The sequence below is a fragment of the Methylobacterium sp. J-092 genome, from assembly GCF_022829325.1.
GTDB lineage: Bacteria > Pseudomonadota > Alphaproteobacteria > Rhizobiales > Beijerinckiaceae > Methylobacterium.
Window position 1 is genome coordinate 25,643 of the sequence record NZ_JAKSXU010000075.1, and the last position, 19,766, is coordinate 45,408.

At 72.4% G+C, this 19,766-nt stretch carries 20 protein-coding genes; 14 read left to right on the forward strand and 6 right to left on the reverse strand.

The window, feature by feature from the left end; all coding sequences use genetic code 11:
* The first annotated feature begins 79 nt into the window (after positions 1–79).
* Both MKK60_RS08370 and trpE read left to right on the forward strand, forming a co-directional pair.
* On the forward strand, positions 80–1,978 hold the full coding sequence (locus MKK60_RS08370) for a peptidylprolyl isomerase (RefSeq protein WP_243985038.1): 1,899 nt from the start codon (positions 80–82) through the stop codon (positions 1,976–1,978).
* A 5-nt stretch (positions 1,979–1,983) separates the two neighbouring features.
* The gene (gene trpE / locus MKK60_RS08375; RefSeq protein ID WP_243985040.1) at positions 1,984–3,501 is read left to right on the forward strand and encodes an anthranilate synthase component I; all 1,518 of its coding nucleotides are present in this window, start codon (positions 1,984–1,986) and stop codon (positions 3,499–3,501) included.
* 2 nt (positions 3,502–3,503) lie between these two features.
* On the opposite strand, the gene MKK60_RS08380 is transcribed toward trpE, so the two are convergent.
* On the reverse strand, positions 3,504–3,944 hold the full coding sequence (locus MKK60_RS08380) for a MarR family winged helix-turn-helix transcriptional regulator (protein WP_243937649.1): 441 nt from the start codon (positions 3,942–3,944) through the stop codon (positions 3,504–3,506).
* A 69-nt stretch (positions 3,945–4,013) separates the two neighbouring features.
* Between MKK60_RS08380 and MKK60_RS08385 the strand changes: the two genes are divergently transcribed.
* The 7 genes from MKK60_RS08385 (at position 4,014) to MKK60_RS08415 (ending at position 9,741) form a co-directional block, all read left to right on the forward strand.
* Positions 4,014–4,787: a VOC family protein gene (locus tag MKK60_RS08385; protein WP_243985042.1), complete on the forward strand. Its 774-nt coding sequence runs from the start codon at positions 4,014–4,016 to the stop codon at positions 4,785–4,787.
* Positions 4,788–4,854: 67 nt separating this feature from the next.
* Positions 4,855–5,502: an anthranilate synthase component II gene (locus tag MKK60_RS08390; protein WP_147729087.1), complete on the forward strand. Its 648-nt coding sequence runs from the start codon at positions 4,855–4,857 to the stop codon at positions 5,500–5,502.
* Positions 5,503–5,538: 36 nt separating this feature from the next.
* Positions 5,539–6,552: an anthranilate phosphoribosyltransferase gene (gene trpD, locus MKK60_RS08395; RefSeq protein WP_243985044.1), complete on the forward strand. Its 1,014-nt coding sequence runs from the start codon at positions 5,539–5,541 to the stop codon at positions 6,550–6,552.
* Between the two features lie 9 nt (positions 6,553–6,561).
* Positions 6,562–7,437 (forward strand): indole-3-glycerol phosphate synthase TrpC, encoded by an 876-nt coding sequence (gene trpC / locus MKK60_RS08400; protein ID WP_147729089.1) that lies wholly within the window; start codon positions 6,562–6,564, stop codon positions 7,435–7,437.
* A gap of 2 nt (positions 7,438–7,439) precedes the next feature.
* Positions 7,440–7,931 (forward strand): cyclic pyranopterin monophosphate synthase MoaC, encoded by a 492-nt coding sequence (gene moaC, locus MKK60_RS08405; protein ID WP_147729090.1) that lies wholly within the window; start codon positions 7,440–7,442, stop codon positions 7,929–7,931.
* Positions 7,932–8,118: 187 nt separating this feature from the next.
* A complete protein-coding gene (gene glp, locus MKK60_RS08410; RefSeq protein WP_243985046.1) occupies positions 8,119–9,345 on the forward strand; it encodes a gephyrin-like molybdotransferase Glp in 1,227 nt (408 codons plus the stop codon).
* A 15-nt stretch (positions 9,346–9,360) separates the two neighbouring features.
* Entirely contained in the window at positions 9,361–9,741 is a 381-nt protein-coding gene (locus MKK60_RS08415) for a VOC family protein (RefSeq protein ID WP_243985048.1), read from the forward strand.
* Between the two features lie 7 nt (positions 9,742–9,748).
* On the opposite strand, the gene MKK60_RS08420 is transcribed toward MKK60_RS08415, so the two are convergent.
* Complete coding sequence (locus MKK60_RS08420; protein WP_147728475.1) at positions 9,749–9,967, reverse strand: DUF2093 domain-containing protein; 219 nt, start codon at positions 9,965–9,967, stop codon at positions 9,749–9,751.
* A gap of 137 nt (positions 9,968–10,104) precedes the next feature.
* Here MKK60_RS08420 and cdd point away from each other — a divergent pair, with 137 nt between their 5' ends.
* Genes cdd through deoA form a run of 4 tightly spaced genes read left to right on the forward strand, consistent with a single transcriptional unit; the run spans position 10,105 to position 13,405 of the window.
* Positions 10,105–10,521 carry a cytidine deaminase gene (gene cdd, locus MKK60_RS08425; protein WP_147728476.1) on the forward strand — a complete coding sequence of 139 codons (417 nt, stop codon included), beginning with the start codon at positions 10,105–10,107 and terminating at the stop codon, positions 10,519–10,521.
* On the forward strand, positions 10,514–11,323 hold the full coding sequence (locus MKK60_RS08430) for a purine-nucleoside phosphorylase (protein ID WP_243985050.1): 810 nt from the start codon (positions 10,514–10,516) through the stop codon (positions 11,321–11,323). The genes cdd and MKK60_RS08430 overlap by 8 nt, the downstream gene beginning before the upstream one ends.
* A 28-nt stretch (positions 11,324–11,351) precedes the next feature.
* The gene (gene deoC, locus MKK60_RS08435) at positions 11,352–12,098 is read left to right on the forward strand and encodes a deoxyribose-phosphate aldolase (RefSeq protein WP_147843270.1); all 747 of its coding nucleotides are present in this window, start codon (positions 11,352–11,354) and stop codon (positions 12,096–12,098) included.
* Positions 12,095–13,405 (forward strand): thymidine phosphorylase, encoded by a 1,311-nt coding sequence (deoA, locus tag MKK60_RS08440; protein WP_243985052.1) that lies wholly within the window; start codon positions 12,095–12,097, stop codon positions 13,403–13,405. The genes deoC and deoA overlap by 4 nt, the downstream gene beginning before the upstream one ends.
* Before the next feature lie 37 nt (positions 13,406–13,442).
* Here the strand turns inward: deoA and MKK60_RS08445 are convergent, their stop codons facing one another.
* The 4 genes from MKK60_RS08445 to dnaK all read right to left on the reverse strand — a co-directional run bounded on the left by MKK60_RS08445 (position 13,443) and on the right by dnaK (position 18,008).
* Positions 13,443–13,763 (reverse strand): hypothetical protein, encoded by a 321-nt coding sequence (locus MKK60_RS08445; RefSeq protein WP_243985054.1) that lies wholly within the window; start codon positions 13,761–13,763, stop codon positions 13,443–13,445.
* Between the two features lie 121 nt (positions 13,764–13,884).
* Complete coding sequence (locus MKK60_RS08450) at positions 13,885–14,514, reverse strand: class I SAM-dependent methyltransferase (protein WP_147728271.1); 630 nt, start codon at positions 14,512–14,514, stop codon at positions 13,885–13,887.
* Positions 14,515–14,717: 203 nt separating this feature from the next.
* Positions 14,718–15,878, reverse strand: a complete 1,161-nt coding sequence (gene dnaJ / locus MKK60_RS08455) for a molecular chaperone DnaJ (protein ID WP_147843274.1) — start codon at positions 15,876–15,878, stop codon at positions 14,718–14,720.
* A 213-nt stretch (positions 15,879–16,091) separates the two neighbouring features.
* A complete protein-coding gene (gene dnaK / locus MKK60_RS08460; RefSeq protein WP_243985055.1) occupies positions 16,092–18,008 on the reverse strand; it encodes a molecular chaperone DnaK in 1,917 nt (638 codons plus the stop codon).
* 475 nt (positions 18,009–18,483) lie between these two features.
* Here dnaK and MKK60_RS08465 point away from each other — a divergent pair, with 475 nt between their 5' ends.
* On the forward strand, positions 18,484–19,476 hold the full coding sequence (locus tag MKK60_RS08465; protein WP_243937622.1) for a hypothetical protein: 993 nt from the start codon (positions 18,484–18,486) through the stop codon (positions 19,474–19,476).
* Positions 19,477–19,766 lie beyond the last annotated feature (290 nt).

Consider the following 19,766-nt stretch of genomic DNA (forward strand, 5'->3'; position numbering starts at 1 on the left):
GCGGATCGAAGGACGGCGCCTCGCGGCGCCCGACAGGGCCGGATGCCTCCGGCGATCCGAGCGCGCGTAAGCTAAGAGAATGCTGCAGAACATCCGCAACGCGAGCCAGCACTGGCTCGGCAAGATCGTGCTGACGGTGATCTTCACGTTCCTGATCGCGGGCGTCGCGGTCTTCGGCGTCGAGGAGTTCTTCCGCGGCGGCTCGTCGACCGCGGTGGCCACGGTCGGCAAGACGCCGATCACGGCCGAGGCCGTCCGCACCGCCTACCAGAACCAGCTCCAGCGCTACCAGACGCAGATGCGGCGCACGCTGACCCCGGATCAGGCGCGGGCGCTCGGCGTCGACCGGCAGGTGCTGTCCCAGCTCGTGACCGAGGCGTCGCTCGACCAGAAGACCTCCGATCTCGGCCTCGCGGTGCCCGACGCCTCGGTGATCCGGGCGATCCACGACGAGAAGAGCTTCCAGAACGCGCAAGGCCAGTTCGAGTCGGCGCTGTTCTACCAGACCCTCCAGCGCGCCGGCCTGAACGAGGCGATGTTCGTGCGCGAGCAGCGCGCCGTCATCGCGCGGCTGCAGCTCGCCGAGGCGGTCTCCGCCGACCTGCACGTGCCGGAGGCGATGCGCCTGGCGGTGCATCGGTACGCCACCGAGCGGCGCAAGGCCGCTTACCTGATGCTGCCGCCCTCGGCCGCCGGCGAGGTCGCGGCGCCGAGCGAGGACGCGCTGAAGGCCTATTACGAGGGCAACCGCTCGGCCTACCGTGCCCCGGAATACCGCGCCGCGACCCTGCTGGTGCTCGACCCGGCGGCGATGGCCAAGCCCGACGCCGTCTCGGCCGAGGAGGTGCAGAAGGTCTACGACCAGGAGAAGGCGCGCTTCGGCGCGCCCGAGAAGCGCACGATCCAGCAGATCGTGTTCCCCGATGCCGCGGCCGCCGAGGCGGCACGCAAGGCGATCGCCGACGGCAAGAGCTTCGCCGCGGTGGCGGAGGAGCGCGGCACCGACGGCAAGGACCTGACCCTGGGGACGCTGACGCGGGCCGAGCTGTTCGATCCGGCCGTGGCCGATGCCGCCTTCGGCCTCGACAAGGACGGCACCAGCCAGCCGGTGAAGGGCCGCTTCGGCACGGTGCTCCTCCACGTCACCGCGATCGAGCCGGCGACGGTGAAGACGCTGGCCGAGGTCGAGCCGGAGATCCGCAGGCAGATCGCGCTGGCGCGGGCCCGCGACGGCGTCGACAAGATCCACGACGCGATCGAGGACCAGCGCGCCGGCGCCAAGCCGCTCGCCGACATCGCCAAAGAGCGCGACCTGCCGATCGTGACGATCGCGGGCGTCGACGCGCAGGGCAAGGACCCGGCGGGCCGGACGGTGGCCGGCATCCCCGATTCCGAGACGACGCTGCCGGCGCTGCTGCGCGCCGAGATCGGCGGTGACAACGAGCCGCTGCGGACCAAGGCCGGCGGCTACGTCTGGTACGACGTGACCAAGATCGACGCGGCGCACGACAAGCCCCTCGACGAGGTCCGCGACGCGGTCGCCGCAGGCTGGCGCGAAGCCGAGGTCTCGCGCCTGCTGCAGGCCAAGGGCAAGGCTCTGGCCGAGCGGCTCGACAAGGGCGAGACCCTCGCGGCGCTCGGCACCGAGATCGGCGTCAACCAGCAGGAGGGCGACGATCTGGCCCGCAACCAGGCCAAGGACGCGCTGACGGTCGACGTGGTCAACCGCATCTTCGCGACCGCCGTCGGCAAGGCCGGCTCGGCCGCGTCCGGCGAGGCGCGCGCGGTCTACAAGGTCGAGGCCGCGACGATGCCGGCCTTCGTCGCCGGCAGCCCGGCGGACAAGACCATCGAGGGCAACTTCCGCACCGCGCTGGCCGACGACGTGCTCGGCGAATACATCGCCGAGGTGCAGAAGAACGCCGGCGTCAGCGTCAACCAGGCGGCGCTGCGGCGCGCGATCGGCGGAGAGTACTAGGGCCGATGGCGGACGCGTCCGACTACGCCGCCTACGCGGCGGCCTACGAGGCCGGTCGCCCGGTCCTCCTCGACCTGACGCTGGTGGCCGACCTCGAGACGCCGGTCGCCGCGTTCCTCAAGCTGCGCAGCCGCCATTCCGGCCCGGCCTTCCTGCTCGAATCGGTCGAGGGCGGCGTGGTGCGCGGGCGCTACTCGATGATCGGCCTCGATCCCGACCTCGCCTGGCGCTGCCGCGACGGCCGCGCCGCGCTCGCCCGCGACGACCTCTCCGCCTTCGTCGCCGACGCGCGCGCGCCGCTCGAGTCCCTGCGCGCGCTGATCGCCGAGAGCGCGATCGTGGAGGGCGAGGGCCCCGAGCTTCCGCCGATGGCGGCCGGCCTGTTCGGCTATCTCGGCTACGACATGGTCCGTGCCATGGAACGGCTGCCCGAGCCCAATCCCGACCCGCTGAACGTGCCCGACGCCATCCTCGTGCGCCCGCGGGTGATGGTGGTGTTCGATTCCGTGCGCGACCTGATCACCGTGGTCTGCCCGGTGCGCCCGGCGGCCGGGGTGACGGCGAAGGCCGCCTACGAGGCGGCGCTGGCGCGCCTCGACCGGATCGCCGAGGCGCTGGAAGGCCCGCTGCCGATCGAGGCGCGGGTCGACCTCGCCGCGGTCGCGAGGCCCGAGCCGGTCTCGAACACCTCGCCGGAGGCCTACCTCGCGATGGTGGCCAAGGCGAAGGAATACATCGCCGCCGGCGACGTGTTCCAGGTGGTGCTGTCGCAGCGCTTCGAGGCGCCGTTCACCCTGCCGGCGATCGCGCTCTACCGCTCGCTGCGGCGCACGAACCCGGCGCCGTTCCTATGCTACCTCGACTTCTGCGAGTTCCAGGTCGTCTGCTCGTCGCCCGAGATCCTCGTGCGGGTGCGCGACGGCAAGGTCACGATCCGGCCGATCGCCGGCACGCGCCGCCGCGGCGCGACGCCGGCCGAGGACCGCGCGCTCGCCGACGAGCTGCTGGCCGACCCCAAGGAGCGCTCCGAGCACCTGATGCTGCTCGACCTCGGCCGCAACGACGTCGGCCGCGTCGCCCGGCTCGGCACCGTCACCGTCACCGGCTCGTTCTTCCTCGAATACTACAGCCACGTGATGCACATCGTCTCGAACGTCGAGGGCGACCTCGACCCGAAGCACGACACCCTGGCCGCGCTCGCGGCCGGGTTCCCGGCCGGCACGGTCTCGGGGGCGCCGAAGGTGCGGGCGATGGAGATCATCGACGAGCTCGAGCGCGAGAAGCGCGGGCCCTACGGCGGCTGCATCGGCTATTTCGGCGCGCGCGGCGAGATGGACACCTGCATCGTCCTGCGCACCGCGATCGTGAAGGACGGCCGCATGCACGTGCAGGCCGGCGCCGGCATCGTCTACGATTCCGATCCGCAATCCGAGCAGCAGGAATGCGTGAACAAGGCCCGCGCCCTGTTCCGCGCGGCCGAGGACGCGGTGCGCTTCGCGGCGCAGGCGAAGCGCGGGCAGTAGGCTCAGCCGAGCGCGCGCAACGCGGTCCGCAAGGCATCCGCATCGACCCCGCCGAGCGCCGCATCGACGGCCGCGTGCGTCTCGCGCCAGACCGGCACCGCGGCCGCGAGGCTGGCGCGACCGGCCTCCGTCAAGGCCAGGAGGCGGCCGCGCCGGTCCTTCGGATCGACGGCGACCGTCGCGAGGCCGCGCCGCTCCAGAACCTTCACGGCGGCGGTGAGCGTCGTCCGGTCCATCGCGAGCAGGCGGGCCACCGACGCCATCGGCGCCGGCTCGGGCCGGTTGAGGGACATCAGCAGCGAGAACTGCCCGCTCGTCAGCCCGAGCGGCCGCAGCGCGTCGTCGAAGCGGCGACCGAGGGCGCGGGCCGCGCGCTGGGCATGCAGGCAGAGGCACGTCTCGCGGACGGCGGCGGTGGTCGCGAAGGGGACGACGGTTGACATCCGTCGAATTACGTTGATATCAACGCAAATCGCAATGCGACAAACGTGCCTGTTCCGGGAGCCGAGACCATGGCGGATCACGCGGGCACCTTCGTCTGGTACGAGCTGACGACGCCCGACATCGCGTCGGCGCAGGCCTTCTACGGTGCGGTCGCGGGTTGGAGCATCGTCGATGCGGGGATGCCCGGGGTCGACTACCGCATCGCGCGGGCGGGCGACGTCCGAATCTGCGGGATGATGGCCCCGACCGGATGCGAGCCCCCCGCCGGCGCGCGGCCGGGCTGGCTCGGATACGTCGCGGTCGCCGACGTGGACGCCTCCGCCGCGCGCGTGACGGCGGCCGGCGGGCGCGTGACCTTCGGACCGCGCGACATCCCGGGCGTCGGCCGGTTCTGCATGGCCGCCGACCCGCAGGGCGCCGCCTTCGCGCTGTTTCGCGGCGACGGGACGCCGCCGCCGATGCCGCCGCCGGGCACGCCCGGCCCGTTCGGCTGGCACGAGCTGCACGCCCGCGACGGGGAACCGGCCTTCGCCTTCTATGCCGGCCTGTTCGGCTGGGAAAAGTCCATGGCGGTCGATATGGGGCCGATGGGCACCTACCAGGTCTTCGCCCGCCACGGGGTCGACCTCGGCGGGATGATGAGCTCGCCGATGCCGGCAGCCCCGTGCTGGCTGTTCTACATCGCCGTCGAATCGATCGACGCCGCGGCCGAGCGGGTCGCTGCGGCCGGCGGCACCGTCCTGCAGGGCCCGCACGCGGTGCCGGGGGGCGCCTGGATCGTCCAGGCGCGGGATCCGCAGGGCACGCTGTTCGCCCTGGTGGGGCCGAGGGCGGCGGCCTGACCGGCGTGAAGCGGCAGACGCGCCCGACGCCTTGACCGGCGCCGCCGGCCGGGCCAGATCGTCGGTCATGGAACCCGCGCCGACGCCCTCCGTCCTCGTCATCGACAACTACGATTCCTTCACCTGGAACCTCGTCCACCTGATCGGCCCGCTCAGCGGCGCGATCGACGTGGTGCGCAACGACCAGGTGACGGTCGACGAGATCCGCGCGCGCGCGCCCGACGCCCTGGTGCTGTCGCCCGGGCCCTGCACCCCGAACGAGGCCGGCATCTGCCTCGATGCGGTCAGGGAGCTCTCGGGCGAGATCCCGATCTTCGGGGTCTGCCTCGGCCTCCAGGCGATCGGCCAGGCCTTCGGCGGCGACGTGGTGCGGGCACCCGCGCCGATGCACGGCAAGGTCTCGACCATCCGCCACGGCGCGAAGGGCATCTTCCGCGGGCTCAACGACAGCTTCGACGCGACGCGCTACCATTCGCTGGTGGTCGACCGCGCCGGCTGCCCCGAGGCGCTGACGGTGACCGCCGAGGCCGACGGCCTGATCATGGGCCTGGAGCACGCGCACCTGCCGGTGCACGGCGTGCAGTTCCACCCCGAGAGCATCCTCTCGCATCACGGCACGCGGATCCTGCAGAACTTCCTCGACATCGCGACGGCGTGGAACCGGGCGCGCGGGCGGGACCAGGCACGTGACAAGGCCCGTCCCGGCGTGCATTGACGCGGGATTCCCGCGAACGCGTCGCCCGTCGAGCCGATGGAATCCTTCAAGCCCCATCTCGCCAAGGTCGCCGCCGGGTTCTTCCTCGACCGGGCGGAAGCCCGCGCGGCGTTCGACGACCTGCTGTCGGGCGAGGTCACGCCCGTGCAGGCCGGCGCCTTCCTCGTCGGCCTCAAGGTCCGCGGCGAGACGCCGGACGAGATCGTCGGCGCCGTCGAGGCGATGCGCGCGCGCATGGTCCGGGTCGCGGCGCCGGCCGGCAGCGTCGACGTGGTCGGCACCGGCGGCGACCACTCGGGCAGCTACAACGTCTCGACGCTGGCCGCGATCGTCACCGCCGCCTGCGGCGTGCCGGTGGCCAAGCACGGCAACCGCGCCGCGACCTCGCGCTCGGGCGCGGCCGACGTGCTGGCAGCGCTCGGCGTCAGGCTCGGGCTCGACCCGGCGGGCCTGAGCCGGTGCCTGACGCAGGCCGGCCTGTGCTTCATGTTCGCCCAGACCCACCACGGCGCGATGCGGCACGTGGCGGCGGTGCGCTCGGAATTGCCGGTGCGCACCATCTTCAACCTGCTCGGGCCGCTCTCGAACCCGGCCGGCGTCGAATGCCAGCTGCTCGGCGTGTCGCAGGCGGCCTGGGCCGAGCCGCTGACGCAGGTCCTCGCCGAGCTCGGAAGTCGCCGGGTCTGGACCGTGCACGGCTCGGACGGGCTCGACGAGATCACCGTCACCGGCCCGACCCAGGTGGTGGCGCTGGAGGACGGCCGGATCTCGACCTTCGCGGTCGATCCGCGCGACGTCGACCTGCCGCTGCACGACCTCGAGGCGCTGCGCGGCGGCGATCCCGAGCACAACGCGCGCGCCTTGGCCGACGTCCTGTCGGGCACGCGCAACGCCTACCGGGACATCGCGGTTCTGAATGCGGGCGCCGCGCTCGTGGTCGCAGGCCTGACGCACGCCCTCGCCGACGGCGTCGCGCGGGCGCAGGATGCGATCGATTCGGGGGCGGCCCGCGCGACGCTGGCCCGCCTCGTCGCGGTCTCGAACGGATAGGGTATACCGATGGCCACCGACGCCCTCGCCGAACCGCCGCCTCCGACCGAGCCGCCGGCGACCGATCGCTCGAGCGTGCTCGCCCGCATCGAGGCCTACAAGCGCCGCGAGATCGCCGAGGCGAAGCTGCGCGTGCCGCTCGCCAAGCTGGAGACGCGCGCCGCCAAGGCCTCGCCGCCGCGGGGCTTCGCCGACGCGATCCGGGCGCACGTGGCGGAAGGGCGCCCGGCGCTGATCGCCGAGGTGAAGAAGGCCTCGCCGTCCAAGGGCCTGATCCGGGCGGATTTCGACCCGGCCGCGCTGGCCGCCGCCTACGAGAAGGGGGGCGCCACCTGCCTCTCGGTGCTCACCGACGAGCCCTCGTTCCAGGGCCGGCCCGAATACCTCACCCAGGCGCGCGAGGCCTGTCGGCTTCCGGTGCTGCGCAAGGACTTCCTGTTCGAGCCCTACCAGGTCTACGAGGCGCGGGCCTGGGGCGCCGACTGCATCCTGGCGATCATGGCCTGCCTCGACGACGACGAGGCGGAAGCCCTGGTCGAGACGGCGCACGAGCTCGGCATGGACGTGCTGGTCGAGGTGCACGACGCCGCCGAGCTCGCCCGCGCGATCCCGCTCGGCACCGCGCTGATCGGCGTCAACAACCGCAACCTGAAGACCTTCGAGGTCTCGTTCGAGACTGCGATCACGCTCGGCGCCGAGATCCCGCCCGACCGCATCGCGGTGGCCGAGAGCGGCATCGGCGGCCATGCCGACGTCGCCCGGCTCGGCCGCCACGGCCTCAACGTCGTCCTCGTCGGCGAGAGCCTGATGCGCCAGGACGACGTGACGGCGGCGACGCACGACCTGCTGTTCGGGCCCAAGGCCGCGAAGAAGGCGAAGGGCTGATCGTGGACGAACCCCGCCTCACGCACCTCGACGCCACCGGCGCGGCCAACATGGTCGACGTCGGCGACAAGCCCGCGACCACCCGCACCGCCCGCGCCGAGGGGCGGGTGGTGATGCTGCCCGCCACCCTGGCGCTGATCCGCGAGGGCGATGCCAAGAAGGGCGACGTGGTCGGCACCGCCCGCCTCGCCGGGATCATGGCGGCCAAGCGCACCCACGAGTTGATCCCGCTCTGCCATCCGCTCCTGCTCACCAAGGTCCGGGTCGATTGCGAGATCGACGACGCGCTGCCGGGCCTGCGCCTCACGGCGGAGGTCCGCGTGCAGGGCCCGACCGGCGTCGAGATGGAGGCGCTGACCGCCGTCTCGGTCGCCTGCCTCACGGTCTACGACATGGTGAAGGCCGCCGACCGCGGCATGCGGATCGAGGGCATCCGCCTGCTCGCCAAGGACGGCGGCCGCTCAGGGGCGTACCGCGCGGAGGACGCGGCGTGATGACCCCCGGCGCTCATCCCTCCCCCCTGTGCGGGGGCGGGTGGCCCACGAAGCGGGTCGGGAGAGGGGAACGTCGCATCCGGAGAGGTCGCACCCCTCTCCCGACCTTCGGTGCCGCGAGGCCCACCCTCCCCCGCGGAGGGGGGAGGGAGAAAACCAGAGCGCGTCCGGGACCGGGGGCGCTCGCGTGAGCGGCCTGATCCCCGTCGCCGAAGCGCTCGCGCGCATCCTCGCGAGCGTTCCCGGGCCGGTCGCGGCCGAAGAGGTCGCGATCGCGGAGGCCGCCGGGCGCACGCTGGCGGCCGCGGTCGTCGCCACCCGCACGCAACCGCCCTTCCCGGCTTCCGCCATGGATGGCTACGCCGTGCGCGCCGCCGACGCGACGGCCGGGGCCGCGTTGCGCCTCGTCGGCACCAGCGCCGCCGGCCACGGCTTCTCGGGCACGATCGACCCCGGCGAGACCGTGCGGATCTTCACCGGCGCGCCCGTCCCCGAGGGCGCCGACGGGATCCTGATCCAGGAGAATGCCGAGGCCGACGGCGAGACGATCCGCGCCCTCGAAGCGGTGACCGCCCAAAAATTCGTCCGCCGGGCCGGCCTCGACTTCTCCGAGGGCGACGGGCTGCTGGCGGCCGGTGACACCCTCGATGCGCGCCGCTTGGCGCTGGTCGCCGCCGCCGGCCGCGGACGGGTCTCGGTACGCCGCAAGCCCCGCGTCGCGATCCTCGCCACCGGCGACGAGCTGGTGCAGCCGGGCGAGGTCCCGGCCTGGGACCAGATCGTCGCCTCGAACGCCCTGGCGCTCGCCGCCTTGGTGAACGGCGCCGGCGGCGCGGCGATCGACCTCGGCATCGCCGGCGACACGCTTCCGGCATTGGAGGCGGCCTTCGCGCGGGCACGCGCGGCCGAGGCCGACCTTCTCGTGACGCTGGGCGGCGCCTCGGTCGGCGACCACGACCTTGTCCAGACCGCGCTCGCGGCGGAGGGGCTCGAGCTCGGGTTCTGGCGCGTGGCGCTCCGCCCCGGCAAGCCGCTGATGCACGGGCATCTCGGGGACATGCTGGTGATCGGGCTGCCGGGAAACCCGGTCTCGTCGATCGTGTGCGGGCTGCTCTTCGTCGTGCCGGCCGTGCGTGCGCTGCTCGGCGATCCGCGTGCCGGCGCCGACCGCAGCGAGCCGGCCACCCTCGGCCGCGACCTCGACGCCAACGACGGGCGCCAGGACTACATGCGCGCCGTGCTCGACACCGCACCGGACCGGCTGCCGGTGGCGCATCCGGAATCGCGCCAGGATTCGTCGATGCTGGCGGTGCTCGGCCGGGCCGAGGCGCTGCTGATCCGCGCGCCGCACGCGCCGGCCGCGCGGGCGGGCGACCCGTGCCGGATCATCCGGCTCGACCGGCCCCTCCTCTGAGCCCGCGAGGACCCGATGGACTTCCACATCGACCACGTCCACCTGCGCAGCCCCGACGCGGCGGCCGCGGCCGCCTTCTACGTCGACAAGCTCGCCGCGCGGGAGGTCCGCCGCGAGGGCACGCCGACGAGCCGGATCGTGCTCGACCTCGGCGGCCTCACGGTCTTCATCGAGCAGGCGCCGGCCGACCTGCCGCCGCCGGCGCGGGCGCCGCATCTCGGCATCGAGCATATCGGGCTCGGCGTCGCCGACATCGACGCGACGCTCGCCGACCTGCGGGCGCGCGGCGTCACGGTGCTGATCGAGACCAAGGCGATGCGGCCGGGGCTGCGGATCGCCTTCATCGACGGGCCGGACGGCGTGCGCATCGAGCTGCTGGAACGCCGCGACGCCTGATCGCGGCTTACGGCCGGCCGGTCTGCCGCAGCCGCTCCATCACCGCCTCGGGCGTGGCGTAGGCTTCCTGGCGCACGGCGCTCCAATAGCGCAGGTCGTCGAGCAGGATCGGCACGCCGGTGGTGGCGCAGCGCACGAAGGCGCCGGGCTTGACCACCCGCATCGTGCCGTCGCCATAGGCGACGACCGCCTCGCCCCCCGCTCCGCGCTCGTAACGGCCCAGCATCGTCGTCCCCGGATGATGACAATCGTTCCCAGCGTTCTAGGACGCGCGCTCGGCGAGCGAAAGCCGGCGGCGCGCACGCCCCTGCCGCCTCGCCCGCCCTCTCGACAGCCCGGCACGGCCGGTGCCAATGATCGCGGATGCCGGGCTCCTCCCCTCTCGACCTCGCCGCCCTGTTCGACGCCGCCGCCGCTGCCCGCGCCCGGGCGCACGCGCCGTACTCGCGCTTCGCGGTCGGCGCGGCGCTCCGCGACGAGCACGGCGCGATCCATGCCGGCTGCAACGTCGAGAACGCGGCCTACCCGGTCGGCACCTGCGCCGAGGCCGGGGCGATCGCCGCGATGATCCTGGCCGGCGGCCGGCGCATCCGCGAGATCCTGGTGCTCGGCGACGGCAGCGGCCTCGTCACGCCCTGCGGCGCCTGCCGCCAGCGCATCCGCGAGTTCGCCGCCCCCGAGACGCCGATCCACGCCGCAGGGCCCGGCGGGGTCGCGGAGAGCTTCACGCTCGCGGCGCTGCTGCCGGCCTCCTTCGGACCGGAGACGCTCGGTGGCTGATGCGGTCGAGACCCTGCGCGCGGCGGGCTTTGCCGGGCCCTACGCTTGCGCCATCGTCGCCGGCACCGGTCTCGGCGGGCTCGCGGACGCGCTCGCGGACGCGGTCTCGCTGCCCTATGCCGACATCCCCGGCTTCCCGGGCGCCGGCGTCAGCGGCCATCGCGGGCGGCTGCATCGCGGCGTGATCGCCGGGCGCCCGGTGCTGGTGCTCGAGGGCCGGGCCCACGCCTACGAGCACGGCGACGCGGCCGCGATGCGTATCCCGATCGCCGCGGCGAAGGCGCTCGGCGCCGCCTGCCTGCTGCTCACCAACGCCTCCGGCTCGCTGATGACGGAGGCCGGTCCCGGCAGCCTCGTGCGGCTGTCCGACCACCTCAACCTGTCGGGGATGAACCCGCTGATCGGCGAGCCGAGCGACGCCCGCTTCGTACCGATGGTGCGGGCCTACGACCCCGCCCTCAATGCCCGGCTCGACGCCGCGGCGGCGGCCTGCGGCATCCCCCTTCCCGCGGGCGTCTACGCCTGGTTCTCCGGGCCGTCCTTCGAGACCCCGGCCGAGGTGCGGATGGCCGGCCGGCTCGGCGCCGACCTCGTCGGCATGTCGACGGTGCCGGAGGTGATCCTCGCCCGCTTCCTCGGCCTGCCCGTCGCCGCCGTGTCGGTGGTGACGAACCGCGCCGCCGGCATCGGCGACGGCGACCCGCACCATGCCGAGACCAAGCAGGCCGCGACCGCCGCCGCCGCCGACCTGATCCGCCTGATCCGAAGCTTCGTCGCCGGCCTGCCCGCGGGCGATCCATGAGCCTCGGCCCCTTCGAGAGTCCGCCCGCATGACCGATCCGACCTTCGACCCGGCCCTGGTCGCGCGCCGCGCCCTCGCGCTCCTCGATCTGACGGATCTCGGCGACACCTGCACGGCCACGCAGATCGACGGGCTCTGCCGGGATGCCCGCGCGGGCGGCGTCGCCGCCATCTGCGTCTGGCCGCAATTCGTGCATCAGGCGGCGCGCGTGCTGGCTGGCGGCCCGGTGCGGATCGCCACGGTGATCAACTTTCCCGCGGGCGGCGAGGACGTGGACCGCGCGGTCGACGATACGGCGGAGGCGTTGCGGGACGGCGCGCACGAGATCGACCTCGTCCTGCCCTACGGGGCGCTGCTGCGCGGCGATGCGGAGACCGCCCGCCTGATGGTCGAGGCGGTGCGCGAGGCCTGCCCGAAATCCGGCCTGAAGGTGATCCTCGAGACCGGGGAACTGCGCACCGCGGACGCGATCGCCGCGGCGAGCCGGCTGTCGCTCGCCGCCGGCGCCGACTTCATCAAGACCTCGACCGGCAAGAGCCCGGTCTCGGCGACGCCCGAGGCGGCCGAGACCATGCTGCGCGCGATCCGCGAGGCCGGGCGCGGCGGCCTCAAGGTTTCGGGCGGCCTGAGGACGCTCGCCGACGCCGCTGCCTACCTCGCGCTCGCCGACAAGATCATGGGGCCGGATTGGGCGAGCCCCGCCACGGTCCGGCTCGGCGCCAGCAGCCTGTTCGGCGTGCTGATGGCCGCCGCGACCCCGGAGGGGACGTCATGAGGCTCCCGCAGGAGACCATCCGGGACAAGCGCGACGGGAAGGCGCTCGACGCCGACGAGATCGCCGGCTTCGTCGCCGGCCTGACCGACGGGCGCGTCGGCGAGGGCCAGGCGGCGGCCTTCGCCATGGCGGTGTTCCTGCGCGGGATGTCGGTGGCCGAACGGGTGGCGCTGACGTGGGCGATGACGCGGTCCGGCCACGTGCTCGCCTGGGACCTCCCCGGCCCCGTCCTCGACAAGCACTCCACCGGCGGGATCGGCGACGCGGTCAGCCTCGTGCTCGCGCCGATGGTCGCGGCCTGCGGCGGCTACGTGCCGATGATCTCGGGCCGCGGCCTCGGCCATACCGGCGGCACCCTCGACAAGCTCGCCAGCATTCCCGGCTACGACGCGACGCCCGATCTCGCCCGGTTCCGCCGGGTCGTCTCGGAGGTCGGCTGCGCCATCATCGGCCAGACCGCGGACCTCGCGCCGGCCGACCGGAAGCTCTACGCGATCCGCGACGTGACCGGCACGGTGGAATCGCTCGATCTCATCACCGCCTCGATCCTCGCCAAGAAGCTCGCGGCCGGGCTCGACGGCCTCGTGATGGACGTGAAGGTCGGCTCCGGCGCCTTCATGGCTAGGATCAACGAAGCGCGGGCGCTCGCCGACAGCATCGTCGCGGTGGCGAACGGCGCCGGCCTGCGCACCGTCGCGCTGATCACCGATATGGACGCGCCGCTGGCGCATGCCGCCGGCAACGGGCTGGAGATCGCCTACGCGGTCGACTACCTCACCGGGCATCGCGAGCCGCGCTTCCACGCGGTGACGCTGGCGCTGGCGGCCGAGATGCTGGTGGCCGGCGGGCTCGCACCCGACACGCGCGACGCCGCGGTGCGGCTGGAGGCGAGCCTGTCCTCGGGGCGGGCGGCAGAGCGCTTCTCGCGCATGGTCTCGGCGCTCGGCGGCCCGGCCGACCTGATCGAGAAGCCGGCAAAGCACCTCTCGGCCGCGCCGGTGATCCGCGAGGTGCGCGCGGTCGGCACGGTGGAACGGGTCGCGACCCGCGCGATCGGGCTCGCGGTGATCGGCCTCGGCGGCGGCCGGACCCAGCCGGAGGACGGGATCGACGGGCGCGTGGGTTTCACGCAGCTCGCCCGGCCGGGCGATGCGAGCGGACGGCTCGGGATCGTGCACGCGGCCGACGCGGCGGCGGCGGATCGGGCCGAGGCCGCGTTGCGGGCGGCCTACAGCTTCCGGGCGACGCCGGCCGAGGGGCCGCCCGAGGGACCGGTTGTGCTCGAGCGGATCGCCCCGACGACATGAAAGGGGCCGGTGGTTCTCACCACCGGCCCGGTCTCGCCTACCAGCCGCCGCGGCCGTATCCGTAGCCGCGGCCATAGCCGTAGCCGCGATGATGGTGATGATGGCCGAAGCGCGGGCCGCCCCAGCCGAAGTGGCGGGGGCGCGGCGGGCCGTAGCCGAAGTGGCGCGGGCCCTGGCCGAAATGACGGGGGCCGTGACCGTAGCCGTAGCCATACTGCGCCTGGACCACGTCGGCGGGGGCCCCGGCAAGCGGAGCGGGTGCGAACGGTGCGGCCTGGGCCGGCGCCGCGACGGCGAGGCCGCCGGCGAGCGCAAGGGCCGCGAGGGCGAGGCGGGTTCGGGTCGGCGTCGTGGACATCGGCGGTTCTCCTTCTCGGGCGACCGGCTGCTCGCGCACCGGCCTTGAGAGGAGAAGTAGCAACCAGCACCTGAATGCGACCTGAGGCCTACGCTCAGCTCGCATTGGGGCACCCCGCCGATCAGGGCCGGCGGTAGACCCAGACCCGGGCCGGCGGCAGGTTGAGCCAGACCCGGTTCGAGCCGCTGGCGGTGTAGCTGCCCAGCGCGCAGCGCGCCGGGATCGGCGGCACGACGGCGTAGGTGAACTGCACGAACGGCGCGCCGGGATGCATCAGGTCGTGGGCGGTGTTGAGCAGGTCGAGGCGCTGCTCGAGCGGCTTGGTGAACAGCGGCAGGCTCGAGACCGTCGCGGCCGCCGGCCCGGTCAGCACCGCGCCGACGCTGCCGCGAATGTCGTAGGCATCGCCGCGCACCACGGTGACGCCGGGGAACCGGCGCTTCAGCAGGGTGCAGAAATCGGGGTTGAACTCGATGAGCACCAGCCGCTCGGGCGCGACGCCCCGGCGGATCAGCGCCTCGGTGACGGGGCCGGTGCCGGGTCCGATCTCGATCACCTGGCCGGAGACGGCCGGATCGACGTAGGCCGCCATGGTCCGGGCCAGCATCTTGCCGGACGGGGTGACCGAGCCGGTGACGAGGGGGCGCTCGAGCCAGGACTTGAGGAACCGCGCCTCGTCCTCCAGCGGATCGCGCCGCACCTTCGCGTTCACGGACGAGGCTTTCGCACTGGAACGACGTAGCGGCGGCAAGTCCGATGTTCCTTCAGGTCCGATCGCGACGTCGCGATCCCGGCGGTCAGCGCAGCGGTCGGCACATGTCTTACAGGCAAGGTTGCGCTCGTGCCTAGCGCATTGCGATCACACCAGCCTCGGCGATCGAAGCGACCTCGGCCGAAGGCTCAACCGGGGCCGGCCGGTTTTGATCCGCCCGGCCCCGCATCTTGCGTTTCCCGCTACTGGCGGGCGGTGCCGCCGAAGCCGCCGAGGAAATCGCGCACCTTCGAGAAGAAGCCGGCGGCCTCCGGATGATTGTCGTCGGAGGCGGTCTGGCCGAACTCCTGGAGCAGCTCGCGCTGGCGCTTGGTCAGGTTCTGCGGAGTCTCGACGAAGACCTGGATGTAGAGGTCGCCGACCTCGCGGGTGCGCAGGACCGGCATGCCCTTGCCCTTGATGCGGAATTGCTTGGCGGTCTGGGTCCCGGCCGGGATCCGCACCTGGGTCTGCGAGCCGTCGATCACCGGCACGGTGATCTCGCCGGCCAGCGCCGCCGTCACCATCGAGATCGGGACCCGGCAGAACAGGTCGGCACCGTCGCGCTGGAAGAAGGCGTGCTGCTTGATCGAGAGGAATACGTAGAGGTCGCCGGCCGGCCCGCCGCGCAGGCCGCTCTCGCCCTCGCCGGCGAGCCGGATGCGCAGGCCGTCGTCGACGCCCGCCGGCACGTTGATCGCCAGCGTGCGCTCGCGGTTGACCCGGCCGGCGCCGGCGCAGGCCGTGCAGGGGTCGTCGACGATCTCGCCGCGGCCGTGGCAGTTCGGGCAGGTGCGCTCGATCGCGAAGAACCCCTGCGCCGCCCGCACCCGGCCGTAGCCGGCGCAGGTCTGGCAGGTGCGCGGCTTGGAGCCGGGCTTCGCCCCCGATCCGGCGCAGGTCTCGCAGGTGATCGAGGTCGGGATCTTGATGGTCTCGGCCTTCCCCGTGAAGGCCTCCTCGAGCGAGATCTCCAGGCTGAAGCGCAGGTCGGCCCCGCGCTCGCGGCCCGGTGCGCCGCCGCGCCCGCGGGCCTGCTGCTGGCCGCCGCGGCCGTCGCCGAAGAAGTTGTCGAAGATGTCCGACATGAAGTCGCCGAACTCGTTGCCGAATCCGGGCCCGCCCTGGCCGCCGCCTTGCGTGAAGGCGTCGTGGCCGAAACGGTCGTAGGCGGCGCGCTTCTGCCCGTCGGACAGGCACTGATACGCCTCGTTGATCTCCTTGAACTTGATCTCGGCGTCCTTGTTGCCGGGATTCTTGTCCGGGTGGTAGGTCATGGCGAGCTTGCGGAAGGCGACCTTCATCTCGCCGTCCGACGCGGTCTTGGCGACGCCCAGGATCTCGTAATAGTCCCGCTTCGACATGCCTTGCCTCGATAGTCCCTAACGATTCGTCCGCCTGCCCCAGGCAGTCGGCGATGTCGCTGTTTCCGCGTCTTGAAGGGTCGTGTCGCGCCCGGGCGGCCGCCCGCTCCGCGCGGGCGCCGGAGCGGCCCCCGGAATGACGGCCCGAAGCCGAACCCGCAAGCGAAAACGGGACCGGATCGCTCCGGCCCCGCTTCAGGTTGCGCGCGGAGCTTACGCCCGCTTCTTCTGGTCCTTCTCGTCGACCTCCGAGAAGTCGGCGTCGATGACGTCGTCCTTCTTGGCTTCCTGGCCGGCGGCGGCGTCCGGACCGCCTTCGGGGGTCTGGCTCGCGGCGTACATCGCCTCGCCGAGCTTCATCGAGGCCTGCATCAGGTCGGTGGTGCGGGCCTTGATCGTCTCGACGTCCTCGCCCTCGAGCGCGGTCTTGAGCGCGGTCATCGCCGTCTCGATGCCGCCCTTGTCGGCCTCCGAGACCTTGTCGCCGTACTCCTTGACCGACTTCTCGGTCGCGTGGATCAGGCTTTCGCCCTGGTTCTTCACCTCGACGAGCTCGCGGCGGCGCTTGTCGGCCTCCGCGTTCGCCTCGGCGTCCTTGACCATCTTCTCGATGTCCGCGTCCGAGAGGCCGCCCGAGGCCTGGATGCGGATCTGGTGCTCCTTGTTCGTCGCCTTGTCCTTGGCCGTCACGTTGACGATGCCGTTGGCGTCGATGTCGAAGGTCACCTCGATCTGCGGCATGCCGCGCGGGGCCGGCGGAATGCCCATCAGGTCGAACTGGCCGAGCAGCTTGTTGTCGGCCGCCATCTCGCGCTCGCCCTGGAAGACCCGGATGGTGACCGCGTTCTGGTTGTCCTCGGCCGTCGAGAAGGTCTGGCTCTTCTTGGTCGGGATCGTGGTGTTGCGATCGATGAGCCGGGTGAACACGCCGCCCAGCGTCTCGATGCCGAGCGAGAGCGGGGTCACGTCGAGCAGCAGCACGTCTTTGACGTCGCCCTGGAGCACGCCGGCCTGGACCGCGGCGCCGATGGCCACGACCTCGTCCGGGTTGACGCCCTTGTGCGGCTCCTTGCCGAAGAACGACTTCACGACCTCTTGGATCTTCGGCATGCGGATCATGCCGCCGACGAGCACGACCTCGTCGATCTCGGAGGCCGAGACGCTGGCATCCTTGAGTGCCTTGCGGCACGGCTCGATCGTGCGCTGGACCAGATCGTCGACCAGCGACTCGAACTTGGCGCGGCTGAGCTTGAGCGCGAGATGCTTCGGACCGGTGGCGTCGGCGGTGATGTAGGGCAGGTTGATCTCGGTCTGGGTCGCCGAGGACAGCTCGATCTTGGCCTTCTCGGCGGCCTCCTTGAGGCGCTGGAGGGCGAGCTTGTCCTTGGTCAGGTCGATGCCCTGCTCCTTCTTGAACTCGGCGGTCAGGTACTCGACCACGCGGTTGTCGAAGTCCTCGCCGCCGAGGAAGGTGTCGCCGTTGGTCGACTTCACCTCGAACACGCCGTCGCCGATCTCGAGGATCGACACGTCGAAGGTGCCGCCGCCGAGGTCGTAGACCGCGATGGTGCCGGCCTTCTTCTTGTCGAGGCCGTAGGCGAGCGCCGCCGCCGTCGGCTCGTTGATGATGCGCAGCACCTCGAGGCCGGCGATCCGCCCGGCGTCCTTGGTCGCCTGGCGCTGGGCGTCGTTGAAGTAGGCCGGCACCGTGATGACGGCCTGCGTCACCGGCTGGCCGAGATGCGACTCGGCGGTCTCCTTCATTTTCTGAAGGGTGAAGGCCGAGATCTGGGACGGCGAATACTTTTTGCCGTCGGCCTCGACCCAAGCGTCGCCATTGTCGCCGCGGACGATCTTGTAAGGCACGAGGCCCTTGTCCTTCTGCGTCATCGGATCGTCGTAGGTGCGGCCGACGAGGCGCTTGATGGCGAAGAAGGTGCGCTCGGGATTGGTGACGGCCTGGCGCTTGGCCGGCTGGCCGACGAGGCGCTCGCCGTCGTCGGTGAAGGCGACGATGGACGGCGTGGTGCGGGCGCCTTCCGCGTTCTCGATGACCTTGGGCTGCGAGCCCTCCATCACGGCGACGCACGAATTGGTGGTGCCGAGGTCGATGCCGATGACTTTACCCATGGTGGGATCCCTTTTGTTGGTTGCGATCAAGCAGACCGCCGAGCCCCGAAGCAGCTCGGCCCATGGCGGTGTGGTGTGAGAAGATGTGGAGACGGAACCGGGGCCGGAACAAGGGCCGCGAACGGCTCCAATCCCATGCTTAATCCCGCGTCTCGCCGCATATAAGAAGGGCGATGCGGGCTCGCAAGGCGAAGCCGGGCCCCGAGATGCGCGATCCGTGCAAGTCCTTGCGCCGGCTCGGCGAATGCCGCCGGACGGTCGGTTTCTCCGCGGGCTCGCCCCTGCATTGCATCCCGGTGACCCAAATTCGACCTGTGGGCCCGCGCAGCGGATGTCGTGCCGGCCTGCATTTTGTTGCGCCTCGGCCACGCCCGCGCCATCGAAGGCGTGTTAACGCTTCGTAAAGAGCGTCCGGCAGGGTGCGAGGCCGGCATCGCGCGGGCCACCTGCCGCCGTCCCCGGCCCGAAAGACCCGATGCGTCCGACCCGCAGACCCGTCCTCCCGTTGCTCGCGGCCCCCTGCCTCGCCCTCGCGGCCCTGATGCCCGGCGAAGCCTCGGCCCAGAACTTCTTCGAGGAGCTGTTCGGGATCGGCCGCGCAGCCAAGCCTCCGGTTCCGCCGCGCGGCGTCCCGACCGCCCCGCCGTCGGGACCCATCCCCGGCACGCCGCTTCCCGACGATCCGTCGGCACCGTTGCCCGACGCGCCGCGCCCTGCGGCGCCCGCCCGGCCGGTGGTGCTGAAGGCGCCCTCGGAAGACGGCGTCGTCGGGCAGGAGCTGATGCTCAACGGCCTGACCGGAAGCCTCAAGCTCGAGCGCTCGGGATCCGGGATGGCGGCCAGGATCACGCTGCCCGGCACCAAGGTCTCGCAGCCGACCGAATCCTGCAAGGTGCCGCTCGGCGGCGGCGGGCCCGTGTCGCTGACCTCCGAGGGCAAGCCCGAGGGCGTGCCGCGCTACGAGGCGGCCGCCGCCGAATGCCCGCTGCGCTTCGACGTGACGGAAGGAGGCGTGCTGGTATCGAGCCTCGGCCCGACCCCGCTATGCACGTTCTCGGCGCAGGATTGCGCCACCGCCCCGGTCGGCCTGTGGGGGCCGGCCGCCGCCGGCCTGATCCCGCGCTCGGCCGAGTTCGACTCGGCCCGCGGGGTCGCCGACAAGGCGGTGCGCGAGAACTACAAGCTGATGACGCAGCGCGCCCGACGCGAGGACGTTCGGCCGATCGTCACGGAGCAGGCCGCCTTCTCCTCGGACCGCGAGCAGCTCTGCCGGACCTACGCCCGGGAGGGCGCTCACGGCTTCTGCCATCTCCGGGTCACCGAGAACCGCGCCCTCGCGCTGGCCACCCGCCTCGGCGTCACCGTCACCACGACGGCCACGCCCGCAGCGACGCCCCGTCCCCGTCGCAAGCCGCCGGTGGAAGGCATGAATCCCGACAGCGGAACGCCGGCTCCGCAGGCCGAGTAGACGCGCGACGTCCCTGTGCCGTCATCTGGCCGTGCCCCCTCCCCTGCCGGGGACGCGCAACGGCGGTCATCAGGTGGAATGTCGGACCAGGGCTTTGGCAGAGCCGCAGGCGACCGTTATCGCCTCGGCGTCGCCTGCTGTCCCTAAACGCAAACAGCCGGCCTGCGTGGTGCGCGGGCCGGCTGTTTGCGGTTTTGTGAGGTGTATGTGGTGTGTTTGGTTGCGGGGACAGGATTTGAACCTGTGACCTTCAGGTTATGAGCCTGACGAGCTACCGGGCTGCTCCACCC